The sequence below is a fragment of the Mycobacterium sp. SMC-19 genome, from assembly GCF_045310815.1.
Classification (GTDB): domain Bacteria; phylum Actinomycetota; class Actinomycetes; order Mycobacteriales; family Mycobacteriaceae; genus Mycobacterium.
In genome coordinates this window covers 41,236-66,798 of the sequence record NZ_JBJIAM010000011.1, presented here as the reverse complement: position 1 = coordinate 66,798, position 25,563 = coordinate 41,236, and the positions used below count along the sequence as shown (strand labels likewise).

General features: G+C 68.5%; 26 protein-coding genes. 18 read left to right on the top strand and 8 right to left on the bottom strand.

What is annotated here, in order from left to right:
* The first annotated feature begins 4 nt into the window (after positions 1-4).
* The 8 genes from ACJH5R_RS20235 to ACJH5R_RS20200 all read left to right on the top strand — a co-directional run bounded on the left by ACJH5R_RS20235 (position 5) and on the right by ACJH5R_RS20200 (position 7,276).
* Positions 5-547, top strand: coding sequence for a PadR family transcriptional regulator (locus ACJH5R_RS20235; protein ID WP_047321095.1), 543 nt, complete (start codon positions 5-7; stop codon positions 545-547).
* Between the two features lie 78 nt (positions 548-625).
* Positions 626-1,717, top strand: a complete 1,092-nt coding sequence (locus ACJH5R_RS20230; protein ID WP_406759517.1) for an inositol-3-phosphate synthase — start codon at positions 626-628, stop codon at positions 1,715-1,717.
* A gap of 24 nt (positions 1,718-1,741) precedes the next feature.
* A complete protein-coding gene (locus ACJH5R_RS20225; RefSeq protein ID WP_406759516.1) occupies positions 1,742-2,626 on the top strand; it encodes an alpha/beta fold hydrolase in 885 nt (294 codons plus the stop codon).
* A 111-nt stretch (positions 2,627-2,737) separates the two neighbouring features.
* The gene (locus tag ACJH5R_RS20220) at positions 2,738-3,535 is read left to right on the top strand and encodes an LLM class F420-dependent oxidoreductase (RefSeq protein WP_406782696.1); all 798 of its coding nucleotides are present in this window, start codon (positions 2,738-2,740) and stop codon (positions 3,533-3,535) included.
* A complete protein-coding gene (locus ACJH5R_RS20215) occupies positions 3,517-5,298 on the top strand; it encodes an ABC transporter substrate-binding protein/permease (RefSeq protein WP_406782695.1) in 1,782 nt (593 codons plus the stop codon). The genes ACJH5R_RS20220 and ACJH5R_RS20215 overlap by 19 nt, the downstream gene beginning before the upstream one ends.
* Positions 5,295-6,041 carry an amino acid ABC transporter ATP-binding protein gene (locus tag ACJH5R_RS20210; RefSeq protein WP_406782694.1) on the top strand — a complete coding sequence of 249 codons (747 nt, stop codon included), beginning with the start codon at positions 5,295-5,297 and terminating at the stop codon, positions 6,039-6,041. The genes ACJH5R_RS20215 and ACJH5R_RS20210 overlap by 4 nt, the downstream gene beginning before the upstream one ends.
* Positions 6,042-6,098: 57 nt before the next feature.
* Complete coding sequence (locus ACJH5R_RS20205; RefSeq protein ID WP_406759512.1) at positions 6,099-6,611, top strand: MarR family winged helix-turn-helix transcriptional regulator; 513 nt, start codon at positions 6,099-6,101, stop codon at positions 6,609-6,611.
* Positions 6,611-7,276 carry an SDR family oxidoreductase gene (locus tag ACJH5R_RS20200; RefSeq protein ID WP_406782693.1) on the top strand — a complete coding sequence of 222 codons (666 nt, stop codon included), beginning with the start codon at positions 6,611-6,613 and terminating at the stop codon, positions 7,274-7,276. Before ACJH5R_RS20205 ends, ACJH5R_RS20200 begins: the two co-directional genes overlap by 1 nt.
* 6 nt (positions 7,277-7,282) lie before the next feature.
* Here the strand turns inward: ACJH5R_RS20200 and ACJH5R_RS20195 are convergent, their stop codons facing one another.
* Both ACJH5R_RS20195 and ACJH5R_RS20190 read right to left on the bottom strand, forming a co-directional pair.
* Positions 7,283-7,954 (bottom strand): sensor domain-containing protein, encoded by a 672-nt coding sequence (locus tag ACJH5R_RS20195; RefSeq protein ID WP_406782692.1) that lies wholly within the window; start codon positions 7,952-7,954, stop codon positions 7,283-7,285.
* Positions 7,955-7,994: 40 nt separating this feature from the next.
* Positions 7,995-8,657, bottom strand: coding sequence for a sensor domain-containing protein (locus tag ACJH5R_RS20190; RefSeq protein WP_406782691.1), 663 nt, complete (start codon positions 8,655-8,657; stop codon positions 7,995-7,997).
* 156 nt (positions 8,658-8,813) lie between these two features.
* Between ACJH5R_RS20190 and ACJH5R_RS20185 the strand changes: the two genes are divergently transcribed.
* Genes ACJH5R_RS20185 through ACJH5R_RS20165 form a run of 5 tightly spaced genes read left to right on the top strand, consistent with a single transcriptional unit; the run spans position 8,814 to position 12,293 of the window.
* Positions 8,814-9,536 carry a sensor domain-containing protein gene (locus ACJH5R_RS20185; RefSeq protein WP_406782690.1) on the top strand — a complete coding sequence of 241 codons (723 nt, stop codon included), beginning with the start codon at positions 8,814-8,816 and terminating at the stop codon, positions 9,534-9,536.
* Positions 9,533-10,348 carry a sensor domain-containing protein gene (locus tag ACJH5R_RS20180; RefSeq protein ID WP_406782689.1) on the top strand — a complete coding sequence of 272 codons (816 nt, stop codon included), beginning with the start codon at positions 9,533-9,535 and terminating at the stop codon, positions 10,346-10,348. The genes ACJH5R_RS20185 and ACJH5R_RS20180 overlap by 4 nt, the downstream gene beginning before the upstream one ends.
* A gap of 26 nt (positions 10,349-10,374) precedes the next feature.
* The gene (locus tag ACJH5R_RS20175; protein WP_406782688.1) at positions 10,375-11,064 is read left to right on the top strand and encodes a sensor domain-containing protein; all 690 of its coding nucleotides are present in this window, start codon (positions 10,375-10,377) and stop codon (positions 11,062-11,064) included.
* Between the two features lie 24 nt (positions 11,065-11,088).
* Positions 11,089-11,703, top strand: coding sequence for a hypothetical protein (locus ACJH5R_RS20170; protein WP_406782687.1), 615 nt, complete (start codon positions 11,089-11,091; stop codon positions 11,701-11,703).
* The gene (locus ACJH5R_RS20165) at positions 11,700-12,293 is read left to right on the top strand and encodes a hypothetical protein (protein WP_406759504.1); all 594 of its coding nucleotides are present in this window, start codon (positions 11,700-11,702) and stop codon (positions 12,291-12,293) included. Before ACJH5R_RS20170 ends, ACJH5R_RS20165 begins: the two co-directional genes overlap by 4 nt.
* Before the next feature lie 251 nt (positions 12,294-12,544).
* Here ACJH5R_RS20165 and ACJH5R_RS20160 read toward each other — a convergent pair whose 3' ends face one another.
* Together ACJH5R_RS20160 and leuS are read right to left on the bottom strand one after the other, a co-directional pair.
* Positions 12,545-14,053 (bottom strand): hypothetical protein, encoded by a 1,509-nt coding sequence (locus tag ACJH5R_RS20160; protein ID WP_406782713.1) that lies wholly within the window; start codon positions 14,051-14,053, stop codon positions 12,545-12,547.
* Positions 14,054-14,058: 5 nt separating this feature from the next.
* Positions 14,059-16,935, bottom strand: coding sequence for a leucine--tRNA ligase (gene leuS, locus ACJH5R_RS20155; RefSeq protein WP_406782686.1), 2,877 nt, complete (start codon positions 16,933-16,935; stop codon positions 14,059-14,061).
* Between the two features lie 183 nt (positions 16,936-17,118).
* Between leuS and ACJH5R_RS20150 the strand changes: the two genes are divergently transcribed.
* A complete protein-coding gene (locus ACJH5R_RS20150; RefSeq protein ID WP_406782685.1) occupies positions 17,119-18,057 on the top strand; it encodes an LpqN/LpqT family lipoprotein in 939 nt (312 codons plus the stop codon).
* A 25-nt stretch (positions 18,058-18,082) separates the two neighbouring features.
* Positions 18,083-18,532 carry a hypothetical protein gene (locus ACJH5R_RS20145; protein ID WP_406782684.1) on the top strand — a complete coding sequence of 150 codons (450 nt, stop codon included), beginning with the start codon at positions 18,083-18,085 and terminating at the stop codon, positions 18,530-18,532.
* Positions 18,533-18,559: 27 nt separating this feature from the next.
* Here ACJH5R_RS20145 and ACJH5R_RS20140 read toward each other — a convergent pair whose 3' ends face one another.
* On the bottom strand, positions 18,560-19,165 hold the full coding sequence (locus ACJH5R_RS20140) for a YqgE/AlgH family protein (protein ID WP_406759500.1): 606 nt from the start codon (positions 19,163-19,165) through the stop codon (positions 18,560-18,562).
* A 132-nt stretch (positions 19,166-19,297) separates the two neighbouring features.
* Between ACJH5R_RS20140 and ACJH5R_RS20135 the strand changes: the two genes are divergently transcribed.
* Both ACJH5R_RS20135 and ACJH5R_RS20130 read left to right on the top strand, forming a co-directional pair.
* Positions 19,298-20,602: an MFS transporter gene (locus tag ACJH5R_RS20135; RefSeq protein ID WP_406782683.1), complete on the top strand. Its 1,305-nt coding sequence runs from the start codon at positions 19,298-19,300 to the stop codon at positions 20,600-20,602.
* The gene (locus tag ACJH5R_RS20130) at positions 20,589-21,362 is read left to right on the top strand and encodes a TIGR03084 family metal-binding protein (protein WP_406782682.1); all 774 of its coding nucleotides are present in this window, start codon (positions 20,589-20,591) and stop codon (positions 21,360-21,362) included. The genes ACJH5R_RS20135 and ACJH5R_RS20130 overlap by 14 nt, the downstream gene beginning before the upstream one ends.
* Before the next feature lie 64 nt (positions 21,363-21,426).
* On the opposite strand, the gene ACJH5R_RS20125 is transcribed toward ACJH5R_RS20130, so the two are convergent.
* From ACJH5R_RS20125 to ACJH5R_RS20115, 3 genes are all read right to left on the bottom strand, one after another.
* Positions 21,427-22,302: a PE-PPE domain-containing protein gene (locus ACJH5R_RS20125; RefSeq protein WP_406782681.1), complete on the bottom strand. Its 876-nt coding sequence runs from the start codon at positions 22,300-22,302 to the stop codon at positions 21,427-21,429.
* Between the two features lie 102 nt (positions 22,303-22,404).
* A complete protein-coding gene (locus ACJH5R_RS20120; protein WP_406782680.1) occupies positions 22,405-22,935 on the bottom strand; it encodes a pullulanase in 531 nt (176 codons plus the stop codon).
* A 25-nt stretch (positions 22,936-22,960) separates the two neighbouring features.
* Positions 22,961-24,418 (bottom strand): CCA tRNA nucleotidyltransferase, encoded by a 1,458-nt coding sequence (locus tag ACJH5R_RS20115; RefSeq protein ID WP_406759495.1) that lies wholly within the window; start codon positions 24,416-24,418, stop codon positions 22,961-22,963.
* Positions 24,419-24,735: 317 nt separating this feature from the next.
* Here ACJH5R_RS20115 and ACJH5R_RS20110 point away from each other — a divergent pair, with 317 nt between their 5' ends.
* Positions 24,736-25,500 (top strand): NUDIX hydrolase, encoded by a 765-nt coding sequence (locus ACJH5R_RS20110; protein WP_406759494.1) that lies wholly within the window; start codon positions 24,736-24,738, stop codon positions 25,498-25,500.
* Positions 25,501-25,563: the final 63 nt, after the last annotated feature.

The window sequence follows — 25,563 nt, the reverse complement described above, 5'->3', positions numbered from 1 at the left end:
TGGAGTGCTTGAGCTTGCCATTTTGGGCTTGCTGCTCGAGTCTCCGATGCACGGCTACGAACTCCGGAAGCGGTTGACCGGTCTGCTGGGTGCGTTCCGGGCGTTCTCCTACGGCTCGCTGTACCCCGCGCTGCGGCGCATGCAGCTGGCCGGAGTCATCGCCGAGGACGCCGCGCCGACGGGAACCCCGGTACGCCGGGCCCGGCGGGTGTACCGGCTGACCGACGCCGGCCGTCAACGATTCAACGAGCTGGTGTCCGACACCGGCCCGCAGAACTACACCGACGACGGCTTCGGAGTCCACCTGGCGTTCTTCAACCGCACCCCCGCCGAGGCTCGGATGCGGATCCTCGAAGGCCGCCGCCGGCAGGTGGAAGAACGCCGGGAAGGCCTGCGCAACGCGGTGGCACGGGCCAGCAACTCATTGGACCGCTACACCCGCCAACTGCACCAGCTCGGGCTGGAGTCCAGTGAGCGGGAGGTCAAGTGGCTCAACGAGCTGATCGCGGCCGAACGCGTATCGCAGGGCCGGGCCGAACAACCCTGATCCTGCATACGGACGCGGGCATCGGGGAAACACAACACAGCACGTCAGCAGTGAAAGCAAAAAAGGAGAGCGTCGAAAATGACTGAGCAAACGACGGATGTGCGGGTCGCCATTGTCGGCGTCGGCAACTGCGCGTCCTCGCTGGTCCAAGGCGTCCAGTACTACCAGAACGCCGATGACACCTCCACGGTTCCCGGCTTGATGCACGTGCGCTTCGGCCCGTACCACGTCCGCGACGTCAAGTTCGTCGCCGCGTTCGACGTGGACGCCAAGAAGGTCGGCTTCGATCTCTCCGAGGCCATCTTCGCCTCGGAGAACAACACCATCAAGATCGCCGACGTGCCGCCGACCAACGTCATCGTGCAACGCGGCCCGACCCTGGACGGCATCGGCAAGTACTACGCCGAGACCATCGAGGTCTCCGACGCCGAGGCCGTGGACGTGGTCGCCGCGCTGCGCGAGGCCAAGGTCGACGTGCTGGTCTCCTACCTGCCGGTGGGCTCCGAAGAGGCCGACAAGTTCTACGCCCAGTGCGCCATCGACGCCGGCGTGGCGTTCGTCAACGCGCTGCCGGTGTTCATCGCCTCCGACCCGGTGTGGGCCAAGAAGTTCGCGGACGCCGGCGTGCCGATCGTCGGCGACGACATCAAGAGCCAGGTCGGCGCCACCATCACCCACCGCGTGATGGCCAAGCTGTTCGAGGACCGCGGGGTCACCCTGGACCGCACCTACCAGCTCAACGTCGGCGGCAACATGGACTTCAAGAACATGCTCGAGCGTGAGCGGCTGGAGTCCAAGAAGGTCTCCAAGACCCAGGCCGTCACCTCCAACCTGACCGGCTCGCTGGCCGGCAAGGTCGAGGACAAGAACGTCCACATCGGACCAAGCGACCACGTGGCCTGGCTCGACGACCGCAAGTGGGCCTACGTGCGCCTCGAAGGTCGCGCCTTCGGCGACGCCCCGTTGAACCTGGAGTACAAGCTCGAGGTGTGGGACTCGCCGAACTCGGCCGGCATCATCATCGACGCGGTGCGTGCCGCCAAGATCGCCAAGGACCGTGGCATCGGTGGACCGATCCTGCCGGCATCGGCGTACCTGATGAAGAGCCCGCCCAAGCAGCTGGCTGACGACATCGCGCGCGCCCAGCTCGAAGAATTCATCGTCGGCTAGACAACATCCACTCTGCGGGGGGACATGACTGACGACGAGCTGGCCGGCCTCTCGGAGTTCGCGCTGTTGCGCGGTAACGCCGAGCAGGCCGGTCTGGCCGGCGCATTGCCCGACGTCGAGCGGATTGAGGCCGGCGAAGTCAGCGCACTGCGCTGGGGCTCGGCACCGCCGCGGGTGGTGTTCCTGCACGGCGGTGCGCAGAACGCCCACACCTGGGACACCGTCATCCTCGGGCTCGGCCAGCCCGCACTGGCAGTGGACCTGCCCGGGCACGGCCGCTCGGCGTGGCGCGAGGACGGCGACTACTCACCCCAGCGCAATGCCACCACCCTGGCTCCGGTACTGCGCGAGCTGGCACCGGATGCCGAGTTGGTGGTCGGCATGTCCCTGGGCGGGCTGACCGCGATCCGATTGGCGGCCACCGCCGGCGAGCTGGTGCGCCGGTTGGCGATTGTGGATGTGACACCGTCGGCGTTGCAGCGCCACGCCGAGATGAGCGCCGCCGACCGCGGGACCGTGTCATTGGCCCAAGGCGAACGGACCTTCCCCGATTTCGAGTCACTGCTGGCGGTCACCACGGCTGCGGCGCCGCATCGGGATCCGGAGTCGCTGCGACGCGGACTGTTGCACAACACTCGTCGGTTGCCGGACGGCAGTTGGACGTGGCGTTACGACACCATCCGCTCGGTCGGCGACTTCACCGAGCTGTGGACCGATGTCTCGGCGATCACCGCGCCCACCACGTTGATCCGCGGCGGCGATTCGGTATTCGTCTCCGCCGACGACGTCGCCGAATACGCGCAACGCTCGCCGGGGTTGACCACCCACGTGGTCGACGGTGCCGGGCACTCCGTGCAAAGTGATCGGCCGCGCGTCCTGGTCGAGCTGCTTCGCATGACCCTCGCGTAACAACCGGCGGTTCAGCGAGGCTCGACGGAGGAGAGGCGCAGCCGGGACCGCCGCATGAATCCGTCGGTTCACTCGCCTGATACCCGCCGATTCCGGGGCTAAGGTGGCGAGATGGCCCGGCCCATCCGCATCGCCGTCCAACTGCAGCCCCAGCACGCACCCCGATACAGCGCGATCCGCGACGCGGTCCGGCGTTGCGAGGACCTAGGGGTCGACATCGCCTTCAACTGGGACCACTTCTTCCCGCTCTACGGTGACCGCGACGGACCGCACTTCGAATGCTGGACCATGTTGGCCGCCTGGGCCGAGCAGACCTCGCGCATCGAAATCGGGGCGCTGGTGTCGTGCAACTCCTACCGCAACCCGGAGCTGCTGGCCGATATGGCCCGCACCGTCGACCACATCGGCGACGGTCGGCTGATCCTGGGCATCGGCTCGGGCTGGAAGCATCGGGACTACCGGGAATACGGCTACGAGTTCGGCACCGCAGGCAGCCGCCTCGACGACTTGGCCGGCGCACTGCCGCGCATCAAAACTCGCCTGGCCCAGCTTAATCCGCCGCCGACTCGCGCCATCCCGATGTTGATCGGGGGTGGCGGCGAGCGCAAGACGCTGCGCCTGGTGGCCGAGCACGCCGACATGTGGCACAGCTTCGCCGACGCCAACAGCTACCCGCACAAAGCCGCCGTGCTGGCGCAGCACTGCGCCGCTATCGGGCGAGACCCCGCCACGATCGAGCACTCGGCGGCGCTGGGCGGTGACCAGACACGCGGCACCGTGGCCGACTTGCTGGCCGAGGCCGCCGCGTTGACCGGACTCGGGGTGACCCTGCTGACCATCGGCAGCAGTGGACCCGACTACGACCTGACCGCCGCCAAGGCGCTGTGCCGATGGCGCGACGAGCAATAAGGCTCGCGGCGTTCATCGCCACGTGCATGATCGTGGGCGGTCTGGCGGCGGTGCCGCCGGCCGGGGCCGCCCCGGACCTGTGCACCCCGCCCGGGGAGCAGGCCGCCGTCGCGTTGCCGGTCAAACTGGCCAACGCCAAGCGTCCGCGCGAGGACAAATACACCACGGCCGGTGTCGAGCCGCTGAGTTCGATCGACGTGACCAAGTTGGGTCTGGGCACCCCCGGGGTGCTGACGGTCGGCACGCTCACCGAAAGCCCGCCGACGAACTGCATCAACGCCATGGGCCGCTACAGCGGGTTCGACAATGAACTGCTGCGGGCCATCGCCAAGAAGCTGGGTCTGCGGGTGCACTTCGTCGGCACCGACTTCTTCGGCCTGCTGGCCCAGGTGGAGTCGGGACGTTTCGACGTCGGGTCGGCGTCGATCAACGCCACCGACGAGCGCCGCCGCACAGTCGGTTTCACCAACGGCTACGACTTCGGCTACATGGCATTGGTGGTCCCGGCCGGGTCGGGGATCACCGGGTTCGACGCCCTGTCCGGCGGCCAGCGCATCGCGGTGGTCCAGGGCACCGTCGAAGACGCCTACGCCGTCGACGCCCTGGAAGTCGAACCGGTGCGGTTCCCCGACTCGGTCACGCTGTACAGCAGCCTGAAAAGCCGCCAGGTCGACGCCTGGGTGGCGCCGTCGCTCACCGCGCTGAATCTGTTGAAGCCCGGCGATCCGGCGCAGATCGTCGGCTACACCTTCAGCCCGGCCGGCTTCGAGGCATACGCGGTGGCCAAGGGGAACCAGGCGCTGATCTCGGCGCTGAACGCCGGCCTGGACGCGGTCATCGAAGACGGCACCTGGCCGCAGCTGTTCACCGACTGGGTGCCGCGGCCGTTGCCGCCGGACTGGCAGCCGGGGTCCAAGTCGGCGGCCACCCCGCATCTGCCGGATTTCGCCGCGATCGCGGCCCGCCATCACCGCCCCGAGTCGGAGGCGTACACGCCCAAATCGACGCTGGCACAGCTGCGCGACTCCTTCTTCGACTGGGAGTTGTACCGGCGGGCCCTGCCGGATCTGCTCAAAACCGGCCTGCCCAACACACTGCTGCTGACCGTCAGCGGCGGCGCCATCGGTTTGGTGGCGGGGCTGGGGCTGGCCGTGGCCGGAATCTCGCGGACCCGATGGCTACGCTGGCCGGCGCGGATCTACACCGACATCTTCCGGGGATTGCCCGAGGTGCTGATCATCCTGATGATCGGCCTGGTGGTCGGGCCGCTGGTCGGCGGGCTCACGCACAACAACCCCTACCCGCTGGGGATCGCGGCACTGGGATTGACCGCCGCGGCCTACATCGGGGAGATCTTGCGCTCGGGCATCCAGAGTGTGGAGTCCGGCCAGCTGGAGGCTTCGCGCGCACTGGGTTTCGGCTACCCGTCGGCCATGCGGCTGGTGGTGATCCCGCAGGGCATCCGGCGGGTGCTGCCGGCGCTGGTCAACCAGTTCATCGCCCTGCTCAAGGCGTCGGCACTGCTGTATTTCCTCGGCCTGGTCGCCGGTCAGCGGGAGCTGTTCCAGGTGGGCCGCGACTTCAACGCCCAGACCGGCAGCCTGTCCCCGCTGGTGGCCGCCGGCATCCTCTACCTGGCGTTGACCATCCCGCTGACCCACCTGGTGAATGTCGTCGATCATCGCCTGCGGCGCGGCAGGCCCCCCGAAGCCGATGATGCCGTCGAGCTCAGCCCGGCCATCTCCAGTCAGGAGATGACGTGACGGCGCCCGCGGCCCGCGAGCCGGTGTCGCTGGCGGCCAAAGGGATTCAGTTGTCCTTCGGCAAACACCAGGTGCTGCACGGAGTCGACCTCGACGTGCCTGCGGGTTCCACCGCCGCGGTGATCGGTCCGTCCGGCTCGGGTAAGTCGACGATGCTGCGCACCTTGAACCGGCTCCACGAGCCCGACGCCGGCGACGTCCTGCTGGGCGGCCGATCGGTGCTGGCCGACGACCCCGACGAGCTGCGTCAGCGGATCGGGATGGTGTTCCAGCATTTCAATCTGTTCCCGCACCGCAGCGTGCTGGACAACATCACGCTGGCTCCGCGCAAGCTGCGTGGGATGTCCGTCGAGGCCGCACGCGAGCTCGCGCTGGGCCTGCTGGACCGGGTCGGGCTGAAGAACAAGGCGGCCTCCCGCCCGTCGGCGCTCTCCGGGGGCCAGCAGCAACGGGTGGCGATCGCTCGGGCGCTGGCGATGCAGCCGCAGGTGATGCTCTTCGACGAAGCCACCTCGGCGCTGGATCCGGAATTGGTCAAGGGGATCTTGGCGTTGATCGCCGAACTCGGGGCCGACGGCATGACGATGGTGGTGGTCACCCACGAGATGGGCTTCGCCCGTTCGGCATCGGACACGGTTGTCTTCATGGACCGGGGCAAGGTCGTGGAGTGCGGCCCGCCGGATCAGATCTTCGACAACGCCGAGACGCGGCGCCTGCAGAAGTTCCTTTCCCAGGTGTTGTGACAGCAACCTGTCCGACTTGTCAACCCTGTTTACAGTCACCGGTTAGACTGGCGAACTATGACGGAGAGCAAGGCCGATACGCCGCAGGTGACGGCGATCGCGGAAGGCTTGCACCGTTCGCTGTCCAAACTGTTCTCGATCCTGCGGCGCGGCGACATCAGCGGAGGCACCCCGACCGGCGAACTCACCCTGGCTCAGCTGTCGATCCTGATCACGCTGCTGGACCGGGGCCCCATCCGGATGACCGAGCTGGCCGCCCACGAGCGGGTCCGCACCCCCACCACCACGGTGGCGATCCGCCGCCTGGAGAAGATCGGCTTGGTCAAGCGCAGCCGCGACCCCTCGGATCTGCGGGCGGTGCTGGTCGACATCACCCCCGAGGGTCTGGCGAGCCACCGTGAGTCGCTGGCAAACCGGCACGCCGCGCTGGCGGCGATGCTGTCCAAGCTCAGCCCGGAAGAACTCGACACCCTGACGCGTGCGCTGGAACCGCTGGAGCGACTGGCCACGTGCGATGGGATCGATCCGGCAGCCGCCGACGACGCGGGCTGCCCCCTGGACTGCGGTTGATGCCGACCGCCCTGATCACCGGCGCCGGCGGCGGAATCGGCTCGGCGATAGCGGAGGCACTGGCGCCCACCCACACCCTGTTGCTGGCCGGCCGACCGTCGACGCGTCTGGACGCGGTCGCCGAACGGCTCGGTGCCACCACCTGGCCGCTCGACCTCGCTGACGGTGACGGGATCGAGGCGGCCACCGAGATCGTCGACGAACTCGACGTGCTGGTGCATAACGCCGGGGTGATGCTGCCCGGTGCGGCCGGCGAGTCCTATATCGAGGAGTGGCGGGCCACCTTCGAGGTGAACGTGTTCGGTGCGGTGGCCCTGACTCTGGCGCTGCTGCCCGCCCTACGGGCAGCCCGTGGCCAGGTGGTTTTCATCAACTCCGGTGCCGGGCAACGCGTCTCTGCAGGCATGGCGTCGTATTCGGCGAGCAAGTTCGCGCTGCGGGCGTTCGCGGATTCGCTGCGCGGTGACGAGCCGGACCTGCGGGTCACCACGGTCTACCCCGGCCGGGTCGACACCGACATGCAGCAAGACCTGGTCGCCTACGAGGGTGGCGAGTACGACCCGGCCCGCTTCCTGCGCCCCGGCACCGTCGCCGAAGTGGTGGCCGCCGCCATCCGCACCCCCGCCGAGGCGCAGCTGCAGGAAGTGGTGGTCCGGCCGCGTTGAGCCGGGTCAGCCGGTGATGCCCGCCCGGACCTGGTCGGCGACCTTGAGCGCCTGATCGGACACGATCCCGCTGCTGCACACCAGAACCTCGACGGCCGCGTTGGACTTTCCGGTGATCAGGTGCGAGCAGGTCGAGTGGTCCGAGACCCGGTTGGTCCGCACCGCGAAGCCGTCGCCGGCCTCCGACGGCGTCTGCACGTACCACTGCTCATCGTCCTGTCCGGGCAGCGTCAGGTTGACCTGATCGCCGGCGCAGTTCTGCCAGGACTGCGCGGTCTCACTCACGAAGGCCGACGCGGCTTCCTCGGTGGGAAACGCCGCGATCACGGTGGTCACCCGCACCCGAACCGGGCCGGTCACATCACTGGTGAGGGTCTGCAGATCGATCCCTCGGTAGGAGCTGCCGCCATAGGTCGCTTCGGTGGCCGGATAGACCGCTCCGACACAGCCCTTCTCAATGGACTTGTAGTTGCGCAGCCCATTGGAGTGGTCGGTGACCGTCAGCGACGGATTCCGCAGTCCCGGACCCGCGAAGATGCTGTTGAGCGAGGCGGGATCGGGCTGCAGCGCCGCGAGGTCGTCGGCGTCGACCGGCGCGGCGAAGGCCGGGGCCGCAAGCAGCAGTCCGGCTGCAGCGATGCCGGCGGTGAACATGCCCAGGGTGTGCGAATTGCGCATGGAGAGCTGACCTTTCGTCGACGTAGTTTGCGTGCTGGGGCTAGGCGAGGTTCCGGACAATCTGTGAACGCAGGCTGCGCCCCTTGCCGCCCGGGTTGTCGTCGGTGCAGAGCCGGACGTCGACGACGTAGTTGCCCTTGGCCTGCAGTACCCGCTCGCAACCGGCCGTGCCCTTCATGGGATTTGCGAACAACGTGGCGAACAGTTCCAGGCCGCCCGCGGTGACGACCCCGGCCTTGAGGTCGGAGGTCAATCCGTTGGCGTAGTCGGCGGTCAACGGCGTGCCCTTGCAGCTCTTCCAGATGGCGGCCTGGTCATTGAGGTAGGTCTGCGCGGCCTTGGCGTCGGGGAACTCAGCGACGGCCTGAACCACGTTGGGGTTCACCTCGCCGCCGGGCTGGCGAAGGGTCTGCACGACGAAGTCGGTGTAGCCCGAGCCGTCGTAGGCCGCTGCCGAGCCGGGCGCGTACACGGCCGTGCAGTTCGCCGGGGTGGTGGTCGGCGTGCTCAACGGCTGGGTGCCGGATTCGGAACTGATCACCTGCATGGTGGTGTCCATCCGCTCACTGACCTCATCGGCGGGAACCAGCACGTCAGCCAGGTCTGCGGCGCTGGGCGCGGCCTGTGCGATCGAACCGTCCGAGACCACCCCGATTAACGCCGCGACCGAGACTGCCACCACTGGGGCCAGGTGAATTCGCATCGAAATCCATTCCGTTTCGCCGTGTTGAGATCCCCTACCGGCGGCTGGGGCTGACCGCATGTTATCCGGTGTTCCCCGCGGAGACCCCCACGTTGGAGTCCGCAATGTGGTTCCATCGATAACCGAACCGACCGACCCCAACGTTAAGGACGTGCAATGCAACGGGACGACACCGACCGGAGAATCGGTTACCTGGCGCTCGCGATCGCGACCTGCGCCGCCGGGGCGCTGACGGTACTGCCCGGCCTGGCCTCGGCCACCCCGGGCGCGCCGGGGATCGACGACACCACCCCCTCCGCCGACGTCGACCTAGCCGCTCTCCAGCTGACCTCGGCGGAGACCTCGCCCATCGTCAAGTGGCCGTCGGATCCGCCGGTCGAGTTGACGGTCTACAAGACGGCGACCTCGCCGATCGCCGGTGCGGCCAGCACCTCCGACGCGCAATGCGCCAGCGCGGTCTACGCCGGCCTGGACAAGACCTATGACGGCAGTGGCTACACCGGGCTGAACTACCAAGAGCTCACCGGATTCGGTTCCAAGAACAGCTATTCGGTGATCTCGGTGGCCTCCAGCTACAACGACGAACACACCGCGGCGAACATGGTGGCCAACACCATCCAGAACTGGACGGATTGCTCCCGCAAGAAGGTGACCGGCGACCTCAGCGGGTCCACCCAGACCCGGACCGTCAACAACGTGGTCTCCACCACCGACGACATCTACCTGGTCAACAACATCACCGACGACGGCGGCGCCTGCTCGCACGCCATGACGTCGCAGGGCAACGTCGTGGTCGAGGTGTCGGCATGCCGATCCAACATCGGTCTGGTCAAGCAGAGCCTTCAGCTGGCCAACAAGATGCTGGTCAAGCTGCCGTGACCCGCCGACTTATCGCCGGCTGCTGTGTCGGGCTGGCCGCGCTGACCCTCGCCGGCTGCGCCGGTGACGACCCCGACCAGGACAGCGCTGCCACGGTTGCGCCGGCCGCGGCCGCCGCGCCGCCCAGCGTCCAACAAGACCCAGCCGCGCCCGCCGCCCCGGCCGGTGAGTCCGGCGGGCAGCGCGCAACGGCTCCGGTTCCGGCGCCGGCCGCCAGGCCGCGTTTGGTGACGCCGGGCAAGCTTGGCGCACTGCTGGTTCCGATCGAGGAGCTCAACGACCTGGTCGGCGCCAAACTGGGATTCGAGACGGTGTTCACCAGGCCCGGCGCGCCGGCAGGTGGCCTGGGCGACAAAGCGGGCTGTGCGGTGTTGTTCGGCTCCAACACCGACAGCTACGCCAGCGAGTACACCGCCTTCCGGCGCCAGAGCGTGCGGGACGGCGAGGACAGCTCGCAACATTTCGTCGCCCAGGAAGTGGCCACCTTTGCCGACGTCGCCACCGCGACGGCGAATTTCGGCAAGACCTTCGACAAGAAGGCCCTGGCCGGATGCGACGGCGCCGTGGTGCACCGCCAGGGTGACGACGACCGCATCACGTGGCGGCTCAACCTGGCCGGCATCACCGCCGACACCGCCCGATGGACGCTGGACCAGTACGCCGACGGCAAGCCCAACGACTGGACCTGCGCCCATGAGGCGCGCACCCGCAGCAACGTCGAATTCACTGTCACCGTATGCCAATTCGGCACCGCCGCACCGGCTGCGACAGCGATCGGCAATCAGATCAACGACTGGATCCCCCACCCGTGACCGGCATGCGAGGAAAGGCGGCAGCGATGAAAGCACCGCAGGGACTGCTTTTCGGAATAGGCGTCGTGTGCCTGGGCACGCTGATCGCCGGACCCCTTCCGGTCGCCGCGGCCGACTCGGGCGAGGCCACTGTGCCTGCGGGCAAGGTCGAGTCACTGTTGTTGACCCCGGCCGCGGTCGGCGACATCGTCGGGGTCACGTTCGATTGGGAGAAGGCCAACCGGCGGCCCTATAAGTCCGACGACCTCGGCGAGCACTCGGCGTGCGCCATGCTGACCGGTCCCGACGTCGAAACCTTCGGCCGCGACTACACCGGTTACCGGTTCCGCGCCGACCGCGACGACGCCGAGAACTGGGAGTTCACCGTCCAGCAGCGAGTGGCGACCTACGCCGACGCCGCCACGGCCACGCAGACCTTCCAGAAGGTGTTCACCAAGGCCGCGATGGCCAAGTGCAACGGCGTCATCGCCAGCATCAAGGACAACACGGATGCGCAGTGGCGGTTCCGGATTCAGACGGTCGCCCCGACTTCGGCACGGTGGGTGGAGGACCAACTGTCCGACCAGCAGCCCATCGGCTACAGCTGCTCGGACGTTGCCGGGGTGACGCGCAACGTGCTCTACAGCATCAAGGTGTGTCAGTACGGCAACGGCGGACCCGCCGCCGCCACCATCGCCGAGCGGATCACCAGTCAGGTCGCCGGCGTGCGTGCCTGATTCGCACGGCGACTCAAAACATCCATGACTCCGAACAAGGTGTCGCAACGCGTCGCAGCGCTGGGCCCGTGGCTGCGCGGTGAGCTCAAGCGTCGCAAGCTGCGTCAACTGCGAACCTTCACGGCCGGCCTGATCCTGGCCGTTGCCGGCCTGTTCGGCGGCCTGGACACCGTGGACTCCGGCCCCACCGTGTTCGCGGCCGACGAAGCGCACAGCGACGGCGAATTCACCCTGACCGTTGCTCGCGCTTCGGTGGTCAACGAGCTGCGCGCCGGACGGCGGATCATCGCGCCGGCCCAACCCGGCCATCGCTACCTCGGTGTGGTGAGCACCGTCCGCAACGATGGAACCATCCCCGGCCGGCTGATGGGCGAACTGCAGCTGCGCGACCAGCCGCAGAGCAGCTCCGTCGGGGTATTTCGTCTCATCGACGGCTCCCCCATCACCCAGCTGGGACCGGGACTCGAGGAGCAGCTCGTGTTCGTGTGGCGCATTCCAGACAGTGCGATTCATCCTGATCTCACCGTGACGTTGCGGGTCGCCCAGAAGCGCTTCACCGAGTTGCTGGTCACCTACGGCCGGGACTGGGTGGACGGCTCCGACTATGCCGAGATCACCCTGCCGGTGACCGTCAAATGAGTACACCCCTGCACCGATCCCATCCCGCACTGACGGCGGCCCTGGCCGCGGCGCCGATCCTGGTGGCCGCCGCGCTGCTGTGGCAACACCTTCCGGACAGCACCCGCGTCTATGGACCGTTCGATGTACCCGGCCGGTTCGGCGTGCAGACCAGTGGGCGTTCGCTGACCGTCACCGTCGACGGCGTTCAGCTGACACGGGAGGTGCAGGGTTCGGCGCGGTGGGCGAATCCGCCACCGGTGACCGCCGCCGGCGCGTGGGTGGTGGTGCGCGCGAGTGTGTCCGCGACGGAGCGGACGGTGATGCCCAGCGTCGAACTTCGGGTGGGCCCCAACACCTATCGGCCATCCGACCGATTCCCCAGTTACACGCTGGGCTACCGGGCCGATCCCGGCATCACCCAGCGCGGCGCCTGGGTCTTCGACGTGCCACCCGAACTGTTCGACCCGCCCGGCGCCGACCCGTTCGAGCTGAGGGTTTGGCCGGGCCTCGACGACCGCCTCGATGACCGGTTGGTGATCAACCTGCGCGGCCACCTGGATTCCGCCGACGGCACCGTCCTGGTGGTGGCGCCCGAGGTGACCGGATGACCAACCGTACGCTGCGCCTCTGGCAGCGCAACGTGATCGGCCTCGCGGTGGCTGCGGTCGCTGCGGGGGTCCTCGGGATCACCGAGCTGTACCCGGACTGGTCGGCCTATCGCGCACGCATCACCCCGGCCGTGCTGGTCGCCAAGGGCGACTCCGTCACGGCCTACGCGCAGACCTGGCGGCTGGGCTCGATCCACCACCTCAACGCGGTACCGCACGCGCCAACGAACACCTTGCCGGCCCACACGGCGCTAACCGTGGTCACCCTCGAGCGGACCGGGACGCCACCCGCCGGGGAGTGCACCGCGGTCATCACCGACGGGCGGCGTCGCTGGCAGACCGCGGCCATCGGAAACGCCGCGCCACTGGTCGGCGACGCCACCGACCGGTGCACCAAGGCCGGGCCGCTGCAGCTGAGCTTCCTGCTCCCGTCGGACGCCGTGCCCACCGCGGTCGACCTGATCAACACCGACGGCGGCATCATGCTGCGAATCGCCTTGTGAGCCCGGGCTTCCCGCGACAGTAGTGACGGCTGCCAGGTTGGCCCGGCGCACGCAGTAGGCGAACATCGCCGCGACCAGGGCGATCCGCAACGGCTGCACGATCAGCTGCGAGGCCAGGCTCATGGTCCCACCGAACGCCGACCAGAACTCCGGGCCGTGCGGTCCGAGAACCTTTGCCATTCCCCGGTACAGGTAGCCCTCGGTCAACTGAGTGCGGTAGAAGCTGCCCCGCATGTCCAGCCACGCCAACACCAGATACGCCAGCACATAACCCGAGAGGCCCACCACGCCGCCGTGCAGGATCAGCCGGGCCGCATCGACGATCGGGCCGAACCGCCCCGTCTTGGACTTCGCATACTCAGTGGCCCGGGTCCGCAGCTGTTCGGGCGTCTGTCGCCAACGCTCGGTGACTCCGGCCGCCGTCTCCCCCGGCGCGCCGGTCCGCCGCAGGACAGTCGGCCAGTCGATCTGGGCAGACACCCCGTAGACGATTCCGGCCGCGGCCAGCCACATCAGCGGTACCGCGGCGCCTCCGAAGGCCGTCCGCACCAGCCACATGAATCCCTGCCAAGCCGTCTGCAGCGGTTGGACGTGCGAGAATGCGTCGGCGCGAACGGTGTTGAACCACACCACAAGCCGACGATGACTGAGCCAATCTCCGGGTTTGATCAACACGGTGATGCCCGCCGCGAGCGAGAAGGTCAGCACCAGGAAGACCCAGAGTGCGTCGATATAAACCCGCAGCGCGATCAGTGCAGTCGGCAACCGACTACTGAAGTGCCCCAACACGTAGCGGGCCACCAGCGCGGCGCCGACAATCACCCAGGTGATTCGGGAGATCGGCAGCATCTCGGTGTTGATGCCGTTCATCGCGTCGGCAACCCGGTAATTGAGCGCCAGACGTTGGTAGGCCAGCCAGTCTTCCTTGAACATCTGCCAGGCCAGGTAGATGGCGAAGAACGGCACGATCACACTGGTGAACAAATCGACACTGCGCAGCGACCGGCGCGGCAGCGCGGCCACCTCCGGGAGCCCGCGGCGCAGCACCAGGAACATCGCCACGTAGGAACCGAGCTGCGCCAGCCCCGCACCGGGCATGATCAGCGCCGCCCACAACGGATTGCTGTGCCCGGCCCAGGCGGCCGCGGCGATCACCACCCGGCGGACGACCAGTCCAGCGAGGTAGCACGCTGCCAGCTGCGGCCAGTACCGCCACCACAGGACGAATGGCGTCGTTAGGTTCCGCAGCACCGGCATCGTTGTCACACCACCAGATTCACCAATCGGCCGGGCACCACGATCACCTTCTTCGGGGTGGCACCGGACAGGAACGCCTGCACCTTCTCGTCGGCCAGGGCGGCGGCCTTGATCGCGTCGCCGTCCGCATCGGTGGGCACGGTGACCAGCCCGCGCTTCTTACCGTTGACCTGTACCGGGTAGTCGACGGTGTCGGTCACCAGGTAGGCCGGGTCGGCCACCGGGAACGGCCCGTGTGCCAGCGAGGCATCGTGGCCCAGTCGCCGCCACAGCTCTTCGGCCAGGTGCGGAGCCAGCGGTGCCAGCAGCAGGGCGAGCGGCTCGACGGCCGAGCGCGGAGCCCCGTCGCGATGCTCCTTGGTGAGGTGGTTGGTGTATTCGATCAGCTTGGCGACCGCGGTGTTATTGCGCAGTGCCGCATAGTCTTCTGACACCCCGACGATGGTGCGGTGCAGCAGGCGCAGGGTCTCGGTGTCCGGTTCGCAGTCAAGCACCCGGGTCTGGCCGGTCTCCTCGTCGACGACCAACCGCCACACCCGCTGCAGGAAACGATGCGCACCCACCACGTCCTTGGTGGCCCACGGCCGCGACATATCCAGCGGTCCCATCGACATCTCGTAGACCCGCAGGGTGTCGGCGCCGTAGCTGTCGCAGATCTCGTCGGGAGACACCGAATTCTTCAGGCTCTTACCCATTTTGCCGTATTCGGCGAAAACCTCGGTGTCGCCGTCGGCGCCCGGCAGGTAGAACTTTCCGTCGCGCTCCACGACATCGGAGGCCGGCACGTAGGACCCCCGGGCATCGGTGTAGGCGGCAGCCTGGATGTAGCCCTGGTTGACCAGGCGACGGTAGGGCTCCCGCGAGCTGACGTGCCCGAGGTCGAACAGCACCTTGTGCCAGAAACGGCAGTACAGCAGGTGCAGTACCGCGTGCTCGGCACCTCCGACGTAGAGGTCCACGCCGCCCGGATCATCGGGACCGTGCTCGGCCGGCCGCGGCCCCATCCAGTAGGCCTCGTTCTCGGGCGCGCAGAACTGATCGGCGTTGCGCGGGTCGGCGTAACGCAACTCGTACCAGGAGCTTCCGGCCCACTGCGGCATGACATTGGTGTCACGGGTGTAGGTCTGCAGTCCGTCTCCGAGGTCCAGCTCGACATGCACCCAGTCGGTCGCCTTGGCCAGCGGCGGTGAGGGTTCACTGGAGGCGTCGTCCGGGTCGAACAGCACCGGTGAGTAGTCGGCGACGTCGGGCAACTCGACCGGCAGGGCCGCGGAGTCCAGCGGGTGCGCTCGGCCGTCGGCGTCGAAGACGATCGGGAACGGCTCGCCCCAGTACCGCTGCCGGGCGAAAAGCCAGTCCCGCAGCTTGTATTCGATGCGCGCCCAGCCGTGGCCTTGCGCCTCCAGCTGTTGGGTCATGGCCTTCTTGGCGTCGGCGACGCTCATGCCGTCCAGCGGGCCGGAATTGACCAGAGTGCCGTCGCCCGCGTAAGCGGCTTCCGCAATATCGCCGCCGGCAATGACTTCGACTACCGGAAGGCCGAATTCGGCGGCGAACTCCCAGTCTCGCTGGTCGTGTCCGGGAACCGCCATGATGGCGCCGGTGCCGTAGCCGGCCAGCACATAGTCGGCGATGAAGATCGGCACCTGCTGCCCGTTAGCGGGGTTGGTTGCGTAACTGCCCAGGAACACACCGGTTTTGGTCTTGTTCTCCTGGCGCTCCAGATCGGACTTCGCCGCGATCGCCTTACGGTAGTCGGCGACGGCCGCCGCCGGGGTGCCGGCGCCGAAGGTCCAGCGTTGATCTGTCCCGTCCGGCCATGCGGCGACGGTCAGCCGGTCGACCAGCTCATGCTCGGGGGCGAGCACCAGGTAGCTGGCACCGAAAAGCGTGTCCGGGCGCGTGGTGAACACCTCGATGCCCACCAGGTCACCGTCGACTGTGGGAGCGGCGAACAACGCCGCCGCACCGGTGGAACGCCCGATCCAGTTGCGCTGCATGGTCTTGACCTTCTCCGGCCAGTCCAGCAATTCGAGATCGTCAAGCAGTCGGTCGGAGTACGCGGTGATCCGCATCATCCACTGCCGCAACCGCTTCCGGAAAACCGGGAAATTGCCGCGGTCGCTTCGCCCGTCAGCGGTGACCTCTTCGTTGGCCAGCACGGTGCCCAGCCCCGGACACCAGTTGACCATCGAGTCCGTGCGGTAGACCAGCCGGTGACCGTCGATGACGTCGGCGCGCTCACCGGCCGACAGCTGCGCCCAGTCCCGCCCGTCGTCGAGGATGCGTGAGCCGGAGTCGAACTCGGCGATCAGCTCGGAGATCGGGCGCGCCTTGTTCGCGCTGGTGTCGAACCAGGCGTTGTAGATCTGCAGGAAGATCCACTGCGTCCATTTGTAGAAGTCGACGTCGGTGGTGGAGAAGCTGCGCCGGCTGTCGTGCCCCAGGCCGAGGCGCCGCAGTTGCCGGCGGAAGTTCTCGACGTTGGCCTCGGTGCGGATGCGCGGGTGGGTACCGGTCTGCACCGCGTACTGCTCGGCGGGCAGGCCGAACGCGTCGAAGCCCAGGGCGTGCAGCACGTTGTGGCCGGTCATCCGGAAGTAGCGGGCGTAGACGTCGGTGGCGATGTAGCCCAGCGGGTGCCCGACGTGCAGTCCGTCCCCGGAGGGGTAGGGGAACATGTCCTGGACGAACATCTTGTCGGCGGGCACGGTCGAGCCGTCCGTCGGCGCGAGCGAACCGACCGGGTTGGCGACGTTGAAGGTCCCGGCCTGCTCCCAGTGCTGCTGCCAGGTGTCTTCGATACGCCCGGCCAGCGTCGCGTTGTAGCGGTGCCGGGGCGCCTGGTCGCTGGATCCCTGGGTGGTCGGGGCTTCGTTCACCTCAACAGGGTAAAGGGCGGCGTCTGCCGGTCTGATCGCCACAGCTTGGTATCAGTTGGATTGCGACCCGGTGAGGGCTTAGTTCCAGGTCGGTTGCGGCCCTGGCGACCCTGTCAGCGGCTGGCTACCGTCATTTCACGGCCAGGGCATCGCTGCCCGGCCCGCCCCGGAAGGACCCTGGAGATGACGAACACCGCGCACCGTTGGCGACTCCTCTTCGGCTGCGCCGCTGTCATGGCGGCGGGCTTGGCCGGTATGCCCGCCGTGGCGGCCGATCCGCTGGTCCCGGCGCAGCCGAACCCCTACAGCCCACCCGCCCAGCCGGCAGCAGCGCCCGTGACCGGGCCGCTTGCGGCGGCGCCGCGGCCGGCGGCGCCCGCCCTCCCGGCACCCGCGGGCATCCCGGCTGCTCCGGCCGCCGCAGCACCGCCGGCGCCGCCGAGCGGCCTGGTGCCGGCGACCTCTGGCACCCTGCGCGACTACTTCGCGGCCAAGAAGGTGCAGCTGGAGCCGCAGCAGCCCGCCGGGTTCAACGCGTTCAACATCACCCTGCCGATGCCGGCGGGCTGGTCCCACGTGCCCGACCCCAACGTTCCCGATGCGTTCGCCGTGATCGCCGACCGGCGCAGTGGATCGCTCTACACCCCCAACGCCCAGGTCGTGGTGTACCGGTTGGGCGGGCAGTTCGACCCGAAGGAAGCGATCACCCACGGGTTCGTCGACAGCCAGACGCTGATGGCCTGGCAGACCACCAACGCCTCCCTCGACGACTTCAACGGGTTCCCCTCCTCGATCATCGAGGGGACCTATCGCGACGCCGACATGACGCTGAACACCTCGCGCCGGCACGTGATCGTGCCGGCGGACGACGCGGCCTACCTGGTGTCGCTGACGGTGACTACCGGCGCCGGCCGGGCGATCGGCACCGCTCCGGCGACCGACGGGATCATCAACGGCTTCCGCGTCGAGCGACCCGGTACCAACCCCCCGCCCCCCGCCCCTAGTGGTCCGGTGCAATCGGGCACGGTCCGGCACCAGGTGGGCACCGTCCCGCCATCTGATGCCCCCCACCCTCCGGTGGAATCGGGCACGATTCACCACCAGGTGGGCACCACGGGCTGATCGCCCGACTCGTATTGTGTAGCCCATGCTGATCATGGGTGTGTTGTGCCTGGTTGCGGCCCTGGTGTCGCTGGGTTTCGGGGTTCGGACCCTGGTGCGGCCCCTCACCGGTGACCCCGAGCAACTGGTGCTGCGGGCCGTCGCGCCCGCCCAGGTCGCGATCGGGGTGATCCTGGGGGCGGGCGGCCTGCTGGTGCTGGCCGGCCCGTCATCGATGGCACTGCTGGCGCTGATCATCTCGATCACCGGGGCACTGGCCACCCTGGCCGCCGGGGCCTGGCAGGGCGCCCGCTACGCGACTCGGCTGTCGGCACAGGCCACCGCGGCGGCCGATGCCGGCTGTTGCGGGTCCGGCGGTTGCTGCGGCGACAGCGCGCCCGTCGAGGAGACGGGTTGCGGCGCGGGCTGCGGCTGCTCCGACAGCGCTCCGCCGGAGCCGGCCTCCGGGTGTGGCAGCGGCTGCGGCTGCGGCTAGGTCGCTCGAGCGGCGCTCACCGCCGGCTCAGTTGCGGCTGATGTCGATCGGGTGGGTGGCCAACAGCGCGGTGGGCCAGGGCTGCCGTCGCAGGGCCCGCCCCCACAGGTCGACTCGGGGCGGCACCATCACATCCGACGGCAGCGCCGACAGCACGATCCAGTCGTCGCGCTCGATCTCTCCCTCGAGCTGGCCGATGGTCCAGCCGGCGTAGCCGGCGAAGATCCGCACGCCCTCCACATGCGGCGCGACGGTCTCCGGGTCCGCGTCGAGGTCGACCATCACCAGGCGGCCATCGATGTGGCGTAGGCCGGGCACCCCGTGGGGTTCGGCGCCGACCCGTAACAGCCCGACGCACAGGGCGGCATCGCGTTTCACCGGGCCGCCGATGAACATGGTTTTGGGTTTGGCGGCCAGCTCCGACCACTGCGGCAGCACGTTGTAGACGGCGGTTTCACTGGGGCGGTTGAGCACCACGCCCAAAGTTCCACCGTCGTTGTGCTCGACCACGTAGATCACCGTGCGGCGAAAGGTGGGTTCGAGCAGATCGGTGTTGGCCAACAGCAGCGTGCCGGCCCGGACCCGATGCGCAGCGGGCGCGACATAGTCCTCGGGGTCTTCGGGTTGGGCCATTTTTCCATCATGGCACCCGCCGCCGTCATTCGTGTTGTGCTGTGCCGAACATCGGCCGACCCGCAATATTTGTAGGCTGGTTTGGGGCCGGCGCCGCAGTGACAGCCGCCCGAGTCTGGAAGAGGTTCTGTGGTGGACAACCGCGCACCCGCATCACTGTGGCGGTCGGCGCGTGGCCTGCCGGAGTTCCGCCGCCTGCTGGAACTGCGCGCCGCCAGCCAATTCGGCGACGGTCTGTTCCAAGCCGGGTTGGCCGGAGCACTGCTGTTCAACCCGGACCGGGCCGCCTCCCCGTGGGCGATCGCGGGCGCTTTCGCCGTGCTGTTCCTGCCGTATTCGGTGCTGGGGCCGTTCGCCGGCGCTCTGCTGGACCGCTGGGACCGCCGCCAGGTGATGGTGGTGGCCAACGTCGCCCGGCTGGTGCTGGTACTCGGGATCGCGGCGCTGCTGGCCGTCGGCGCCGGTGATCTGCCGGTGCTGTGCGCGGCCCTGATCGCCAACGGCTTCACCCGGTTCATCGCCTCCGGGCTGTCGGCGGCGCTGCCGCACGTGGTGCCGCGCGACCAGGTCGTGACGATGAACGCGCTGGCGATCGCGATCGGTGCGGTGGCCGCTTTTCTGGGCGCCAACTTCATGCTGCTGCCGCGCTGGCTGGTGGGCACCGACGATCGCGGTGCGGCGTCGATCATCGCCGCGGTGGCCCTCCCGGTCGCGATCGCTCTGGTGCTCTCGGTGCGCTTCGAGGCCCATGTGCTCGGACCCGACGACACCAAGCGCGCGATCCACGGTTCGGTGCTCTATGCGGTGACGACGGGTTGGATGCACGGCATCCGCACCGTGCGCGACCGTCCCACCGTGGCCGCCACCCTGTGCGGGCTGGCCGCGCACCGGATGGCCTTCGGCATCAACACCCTGCTGGTGTTGGTGCTGGTCCGGCACGTCGGCGAGCACACGGTGTCCGGCCTGGGAACCACGGCCTTGTTCGTCGCCTCGGCGGGCGCCGGGTCGTTTCTGGCGACGCTGCTGACCCCGCCCGCGGTGCACCGCTGGGGCCGCTACGCCACCACCAACGGTGCCCTGGCGGCGGCTGCGGTCATCCAGCTCGCCGCCGTCGGGTTGTACCTGCCGGTGCTGGTGTCGTGCGGTTTCCTGCTCGGAGTGGCCGGGCAGGTGGTCAAACTGTGCGCCGACACCGCGATGCAGATCGACGTCGACGACGCCCTGCGCGGACATGTTTTCGCGGTGCAGGATTCGCTGTTCTGGCTGTCGTTCATCATCGCCGTGGCCGGGGCCGCGGCGCTGATTCCCCCCGATGGACAGGCTCCGTCGCTGATCGTGGCCGGCACTCTGCTGTATCTGGCCGGTTTGGCCGGGCACGCGTTCGTCGGGCGGCGCCGCGAACCGGTGGGCCTAAAGTACGAACATGGCCGAAACTGAATCGATTGTCGCCGACCTGAGTGCCGAAAGCGACGAGCTCGACGCCCTGGTGGCCCCGCTTGTCGACAGTCAGTGGGGTACGCCCACACCGGCGGCCGGTTGGACGATTGCCCATCAGATCGGTCATCTGCTGTGGACCGACCGGGTGTCGTTGACCGCCATCACCGACGAGGCGGGTTTTGCTGCCGCACTCACCGAAGCGATGAAGGATCCGGCCGGATTCGTCGACGCCGGCGCCGCCGAACTGGCCCAGCTGCCGCCGGCCGAACTGCTGGCGGACTGGCGCTCCACGCGCGCGAAGCTGCACGGGGCGCTGCTCGGAGTGGCCGACGGGCGCAAGCTGCCGTGGTTCGGCCCGCCGATGAGCGCCGCCTCGATGGCTACCGCCCGGCTGATGGAGACCTGGGCGCACGGTCTGGACGTGGCCGACGCCCTTGGGGTGCGGCGCCGCCCCACGGCGCGGTTGCGGTCGATCGCACATCTGGGCGTGCGGACCCGGGATTTCGCCTTCAGCGTGCACAACCTGACGCCACCGGCCGAACCGTTTCACGTGGAACTACACGCGCCCGAGGGCGGGGTGTGGGCATGGGGCCCGGTGAACGCTGCCCAGCGGGTGACCGGCACTGCCGAGGACTTCTGCTTTTTGGTCACGCAACGGCGCGCGCTGGCTGACCTGGACGTCACGGCACACGGCGACGACGCGCAGCGCTGGTTGGAGATCGCCCAAGCCTTCGCGGGACCTCCCGGCTCCGGTCGATGAGCGCTTGCGCGAAGAGAGCCGGAGCCGAATCAGCCGCAAAAGCACCGCAGGGGCGCTGAGCGCGCTACAGCAGCCCCACCAAGCCGTCCATGATCATCACGAACGAGTTCATCAGGGCTTGGAACATGTCCACGTTGGCGCCGTCGATCATGAAGTATTGGGTCAGCGCCGAGCCGAGGTCGGGGTCGAGTTGAGCACTGGCGATCTCCTCCGGCGACAAGCCCAGGTATGCCAGGTGGTCGACGAACATGCCTAAGAAGTTCTGTCCGCCATCCCAATTGGCGAATCCGTCGCTTGACAGGCTGTAGACGTCAGTCGGGTACAGGTCGCTCGGGGTGGTGAGGCCCATCGCGTCGTCGATCTGAAGCCAGGTGAAGATCTGCGTGGCCATCGCCGTCACGCCGTCATGCCAGGACTCCGGAAACCAGCTGAGCAGCGTGTCCATGAACCCGCTCAAGAACCCGCCCTCCGCGGCACTGTCACCCACCAACACGAAATGCAGTGCATCCGTGGGTATCCCGTACGCGGCGAGCTGTAACTGAGCCTGCCCCGCCGCGACCGACGCCTGGGAGTAGCCGAAAACGTACAGCGGGTCTGCGGCACTGAAATCGCCGGCGTCCCAGCGTTCCTCGATCGCGGCCGTCAGGATGCCGGTGGCACCGGCCAGGCTGGCGTTCAGGTCGTTGGTCTCCGGCACCTGCAGAAACGTCGCCGTCCCGTCGGGGGCGAATCCGTTCGGCACCAGGTAGAGCTCTTTGCTCAGGTCGAGCCAATCCTGGTTCATCGCCGGGATCATGACCAGGGCTTCTGCGGTCAGGCAGTACTCGAGGATCCGGTGCTCCGCACCCGCGGCCACGCCCGCGCCACCGACCGCTCCGATCACCGTCGGCGCGGCCACCAGCGGCGCCCCCAGGAGGGCGCCCACCCGCATCTTTTTCATTGGTGCCTCCCCCCAAGGGGCGTTCTACCCGAGGCAAAGATGTCGCCGCGTTCAGTATTTCCAGATTTGCCGCTCGCCGGTACCCCTAGTTGCCTGGCAATCTCACAGCACGGTGGCGCCGTCGGCGGCACCGTCACCATCGGCGTCAGTGAGCTTGACGTTCCACCTCCCGTCCCCGTCGGTGTCGACGTAGGCCGCCCCATAGCGACCCGCCTCGCTGCCGATCAGCACCCGATCGGCCCGTCCGTCGCCATCGGAGTCCAGCAACCGGTCGTTGACACGCCCGTCGCCATCGAAATCCACCAGCGGACCGCCGGTGTGCTCGACGTCGTCGAGCCCCAGCCAGCGCAGCCCGCCCGATCGATCCGCCGACCCCGCAACCGCGCCGTGTCCCCAGGTACCGGAGCCGTCGTCGATGAAGGAAGCCTCCGGGATGCCGTCGTCGTCGAGGTCCAGCAGGAGATGATCGGCCAACCCGTCCCCGTCAAGATCCACCAGCGCGTCGTCGCGCAGTCCGTCGCCGTCGAAATCGAGACTGATGGCGTCGGCTAACCCGTCCCCGTCAAGATCCAAGTCCGCAGCACCGGTCCACATCGTGGCCGCGCCCTCACCGTCGCCCAGGCAGTAGTCCATACCCTGCTCAGACGCGCAGCTCCCGCTATCGGTTCCCCTGGGTCTGCCACCACGACAGCAGCTCGGCGGTCGCCTCTTCGCGCGTCAACGGCCCGCGCTCCAGGCGCAGCTCCTTGAGATAGCTCCACGCGCGGCCCACCTGCGGACCTGCCGGGATGTCGAGCAGCGCCATGATCTCGTTGCCGTCCAGGTCCGGCCGCACCCGCTGCAGATCCTCCTGCTCGGCCAGGACGGCGATCCGCTCTTCGAGCTGGTCGTAGCTGGCCTGCAGGCGCGCCGCGCGCCGCTTGTTGCGGGTGGTGCAGTCCGCCCGGACCAGTTTGTGCAGCCGTCCCAACAGCGGTCCGGCATCGGTGACGTAGCGCCGCACGGCCGAGTCGGTCCACTTGCCGTCGCCGTAACCGTGGAACCGCAGGTGCAGATAGACCAGCTGGGAGACATCGTCGATCATCTGCTTGGAGTAGCGCAGCGCACGCATCCGTTTCCGGGCCATCTTCGCGCCCACCACCTCGTGGTGGTGGAAACTGACGCCTCCGTCAGTTTCGTGCCGGCGGGTGGCCGGCTTGCCGATGTCGTGCAGCAACGCCGCCCAGCGCAGCACCAGATCGGGACCACCTTCGGGCCCTGGGTCCTCGAGGTCGATCGCCTGACGCAGCACGGTCAGCGAGTGCTGGTAGACGTCCTTGTGCTGGTGATGCTCGTCGATCGCCATCCGCATGCCGCCGACCTCGGGCAGCACCACATCGCCCATCCCGGTGGCCACCATCAGATCCAGGCCGGCCACCGGGTCGGCACCCACCAGCAACTTGTCCAACTCGGCGGCCACGCGTTCAGCGGTGATGCGCGCGAGCTGCGGCGCCATGTCCTCGATCGCGGCCCGCACCCGCGGCGCCACCGTGAACCCGAGTTGGGAGACGAACCGCGCGGCGCGCAGCATCCGGAGCGGGTCGTCGCCAAAGGAATCCTGCGGTGCGGTCGGGGTGTCGAGCACACGATCCCGCAGGGCCGCCAGGCCGCCGAGCGGGTCGAGGAACTCCCCCGGTCCGGCCGGGGTGATGCGGACCGCCATCGCGTTGGCCGTGAAGTCGCGGCGCACCAGGTCCTGGTCGAGCGAGTCGCCGAAGCGCACCTCGGGATTGCGGGACACCTGGTCGTATTTGTCGGCCCGAAAAGTGGTGATCTCCACGCGTTGGCCGCCCAGCGTTGCGCCCACGGTGCCGAAGTCGATACCGGTGTCCCACATCGCCTCGGTCCGGCCCCGCAGAATGCGCAGCACCTGTTCGGGGCGTGCGTCGGTGGTGAAATCCAGATCCGGGCTCGGCCGGCCCAACAGCGCATCGCGGACCGATCCCCCGACCAGGTAGATCTCCTGACCGGCTTCGGCGAACATCGCGCCGAGGCTGCGCAGCAACTCGGCGTGCCGGTTCAGCTCCACGGCCGCCGTGGTCAGCAGGTCGGCGTCGTCGCGATGGGCATCAGGCACGTTCGATGAGCTTAGCGGTGGTCGCGAGGACGGCGAAGCCGGGCGAAGCGGGCCACCGCCGTCAACCCAGCGGTGGTCGCGAGGACGGCGAAGCCGGGCGAAGCGGGCCACCGCCCACAACCCAGCGGTGGTCGCGAGGACGGCGAAGCCGGCCAAGTCGTCACCCACCCGCTGCCGAGTGTGCGGTTTCGTAGGTTTTTCGCGGGCCGCGCCGACGATTCCGCACACTGGGCGGACTGAACACACCGAAACCGGGCGGCGTGGGACACCGGCGAGGGAGGCAGGTCGGCCCCAGCGTGCCAGCTACTATCGCATGGGTGTCGGCCGACGGCGGAGAAGCCAATTCGGGACGGCGCCGCAGGCGGCGCCGTGGTCGACGCACGTCTGGTCCGAAAATCAACCACGCCGAATCCCCCGCCACCGATGCCAGCCCCAGCCCGAGCGCGACGCCCAGTCGGGCGGCCCAGCGCCGGCCCCGCACCGCGCGGCACGGGCCGGAACGGTTGCGCACCGTGCACGAGACGTCCGCGGGCGGACTTGTCGTCGACGGCATCGACGGTCCGCGGGACGGACAGGTCGCGGCACTGATCGGGCGCGTCGACCGGCGCGGCAGGATGCTGTGGTCACTGCCCAAAGGACATATCGAAGTCGGTGAGACCGCCGAGCAGACCGCCATCCGCGAAGTCGCCGAAGAAACCGGCGTGCAGGGCAGCGTGCTGGCCGCCCTGGGCAGCATCGACTACTGGTTCGTCACCGACGGTCGCCGGGTGCACAAGACCGTGCACCACTATTTGTTGCGGTTCTCCAGCGGGGAACTGTGCGACGACGACGTGGAAGTCGCCGAGGTGGCGTGGGTGCCCATCCGGGAGCTGCCGTCCCGCTTGGCTTACGCCGACGAACGACGCTTGGCGCTGGTCGCCGACGAATTGATCGACCGGCTGCAGGCCGACGGCCCGGCCGCCCTGCCGCCCCTTCCGGTGACCGCACCCTGGCGACGACCACAGACGCATTCCCGCGCCCGCCGTACTCGCACAGGCGAGAACTCGCCGGACCGGAAGAACGGTCGCAGGCTAGACCCGTGACCCGCACGCGACGAAGCGGTGAGGGTCCCTCGCCGAGGCGGTTGGCGGCCCTCCCGGCGGTGG

What these genes read in the sequence shown, in the direction of transcription:
- ACJH5R_RS20140 (WP_406759500.1), bottom strand. Translation starts at nt 19,165, where the DNA reads ATGGCCCAACCCGAAGACCCCGAGGACTATGTCGCGCCCGCTGCGCAT.
- ACJH5R_RS20190 (WP_406782691.1), bottom strand. Translation starts at nt 8,657, where the DNA reads ATGCGAATTCACCTGGCCCCAGTGGTGGCAGTCTCGGTCGCGGCGTTA.
- ACJH5R_RS20220 (WP_406782696.1), top strand. Translation starts at nt 2,738, where the DNA reads ATGGCCCGGCCCATCCGCATCGCCGTCCAACTGCAGCCCCAGCACGCA.
- ACJH5R_RS20160 (WP_406782713.1), bottom strand. Translation starts at nt 14,053, where the DNA reads ATGCCGGTGCTGCGGAACCTAACGACGCCATTCGTCCTGTGGTGGCGG.
- ACJH5R_RS20120 (WP_406782680.1), bottom strand. Translation starts at nt 22,935, where the DNA reads ATGGACTACTGCCTGGGCGACGGTGAGGGCGCGGCCACGATGTGGACC.
- ACJH5R_RS20215 (WP_406782695.1), top strand. Translation starts at nt 3,517, where the DNA reads ATGGCGCGACGAGCAATAAGGCTCGCGGCGTTCATCGCCACGTGCATG.
- ACJH5R_RS20200 (WP_406782693.1), top strand. Translation starts at nt 6,611, where the DNA reads ATGCCGACCGCCCTGATCACCGGCGCCGGCGGCGGAATCGGCTCGGCG.
- ACJH5R_RS20175 (WP_406782688.1), top strand. Translation starts at nt 10,375, where the DNA reads ATGAAAGCACCGCAGGGACTGCTTTTCGGAATAGGCGTCGTGTGCCTG.
- ACJH5R_RS20230 (WP_406759517.1), top strand. Translation starts at nt 626, where the DNA reads ATGACTGAGCAAACGACGGATGTGCGGGTCGCCATTGTCGGCGTCGGC.
- ACJH5R_RS20165 (WP_406759504.1), top strand. Translation starts at nt 11,700, where the DNA reads ATGAGTACACCCCTGCACCGATCCCATCCCGCACTGACGGCGGCCCTG.
- ACJH5R_RS20170 (WP_406782687.1), top strand. Translation starts at nt 11,089, where the DNA reads ATGACTCCGAACAAGGTGTCGCAACGCGTCGCAGCGCTGGGCCCGTGG.
- ACJH5R_RS20205 (WP_406759512.1), top strand. Translation starts at nt 6,099, where the DNA reads ATGACGGAGAGCAAGGCCGATACGCCGCAGGTGACGGCGATCGCGGAA.
- ACJH5R_RS20225 (WP_406759516.1), top strand. Translation starts at nt 1,742, where the DNA reads ATGACTGACGACGAGCTGGCCGGCCTCTCGGAGTTCGCGCTGTTGCGC.
- ACJH5R_RS20130 (WP_406782682.1), top strand. Translation starts at nt 20,589, where the DNA reads ATGGCCGAAACTGAATCGATTGTCGCCGACCTGAGTGCCGAAAGCGAC.
- ACJH5R_RS20145 (WP_406782684.1), top strand. Translation starts at nt 18,083, where the DNA reads ATGCTGATCATGGGTGTGTTGTGCCTGGTTGCGGCCCTGGTGTCGCTG.
- ACJH5R_RS20185 (WP_406782690.1), top strand. Translation starts at nt 8,814, where the DNA reads ATGCAACGGGACGACACCGACCGGAGAATCGGTTACCTGGCGCTCGCG.
- ACJH5R_RS20195 (WP_406782692.1), bottom strand. Translation starts at nt 7,954, where the DNA reads ATGCGCAATTCGCACACCCTGGGCATGTTCACCGCCGGCATCGCTGCA.
- ACJH5R_RS20150 (WP_406782685.1), top strand. Translation starts at nt 17,119, where the DNA reads ATGACGAACACCGCGCACCGTTGGCGACTCCTCTTCGGCTGCGCCGCT.
- ACJH5R_RS20125 (WP_406782681.1), bottom strand. Translation starts at nt 22,302, where the DNA reads ATGAAAAAGATGCGGGTGGGCGCCCTCCTGGGGGCGCCGCTGGTGGCC.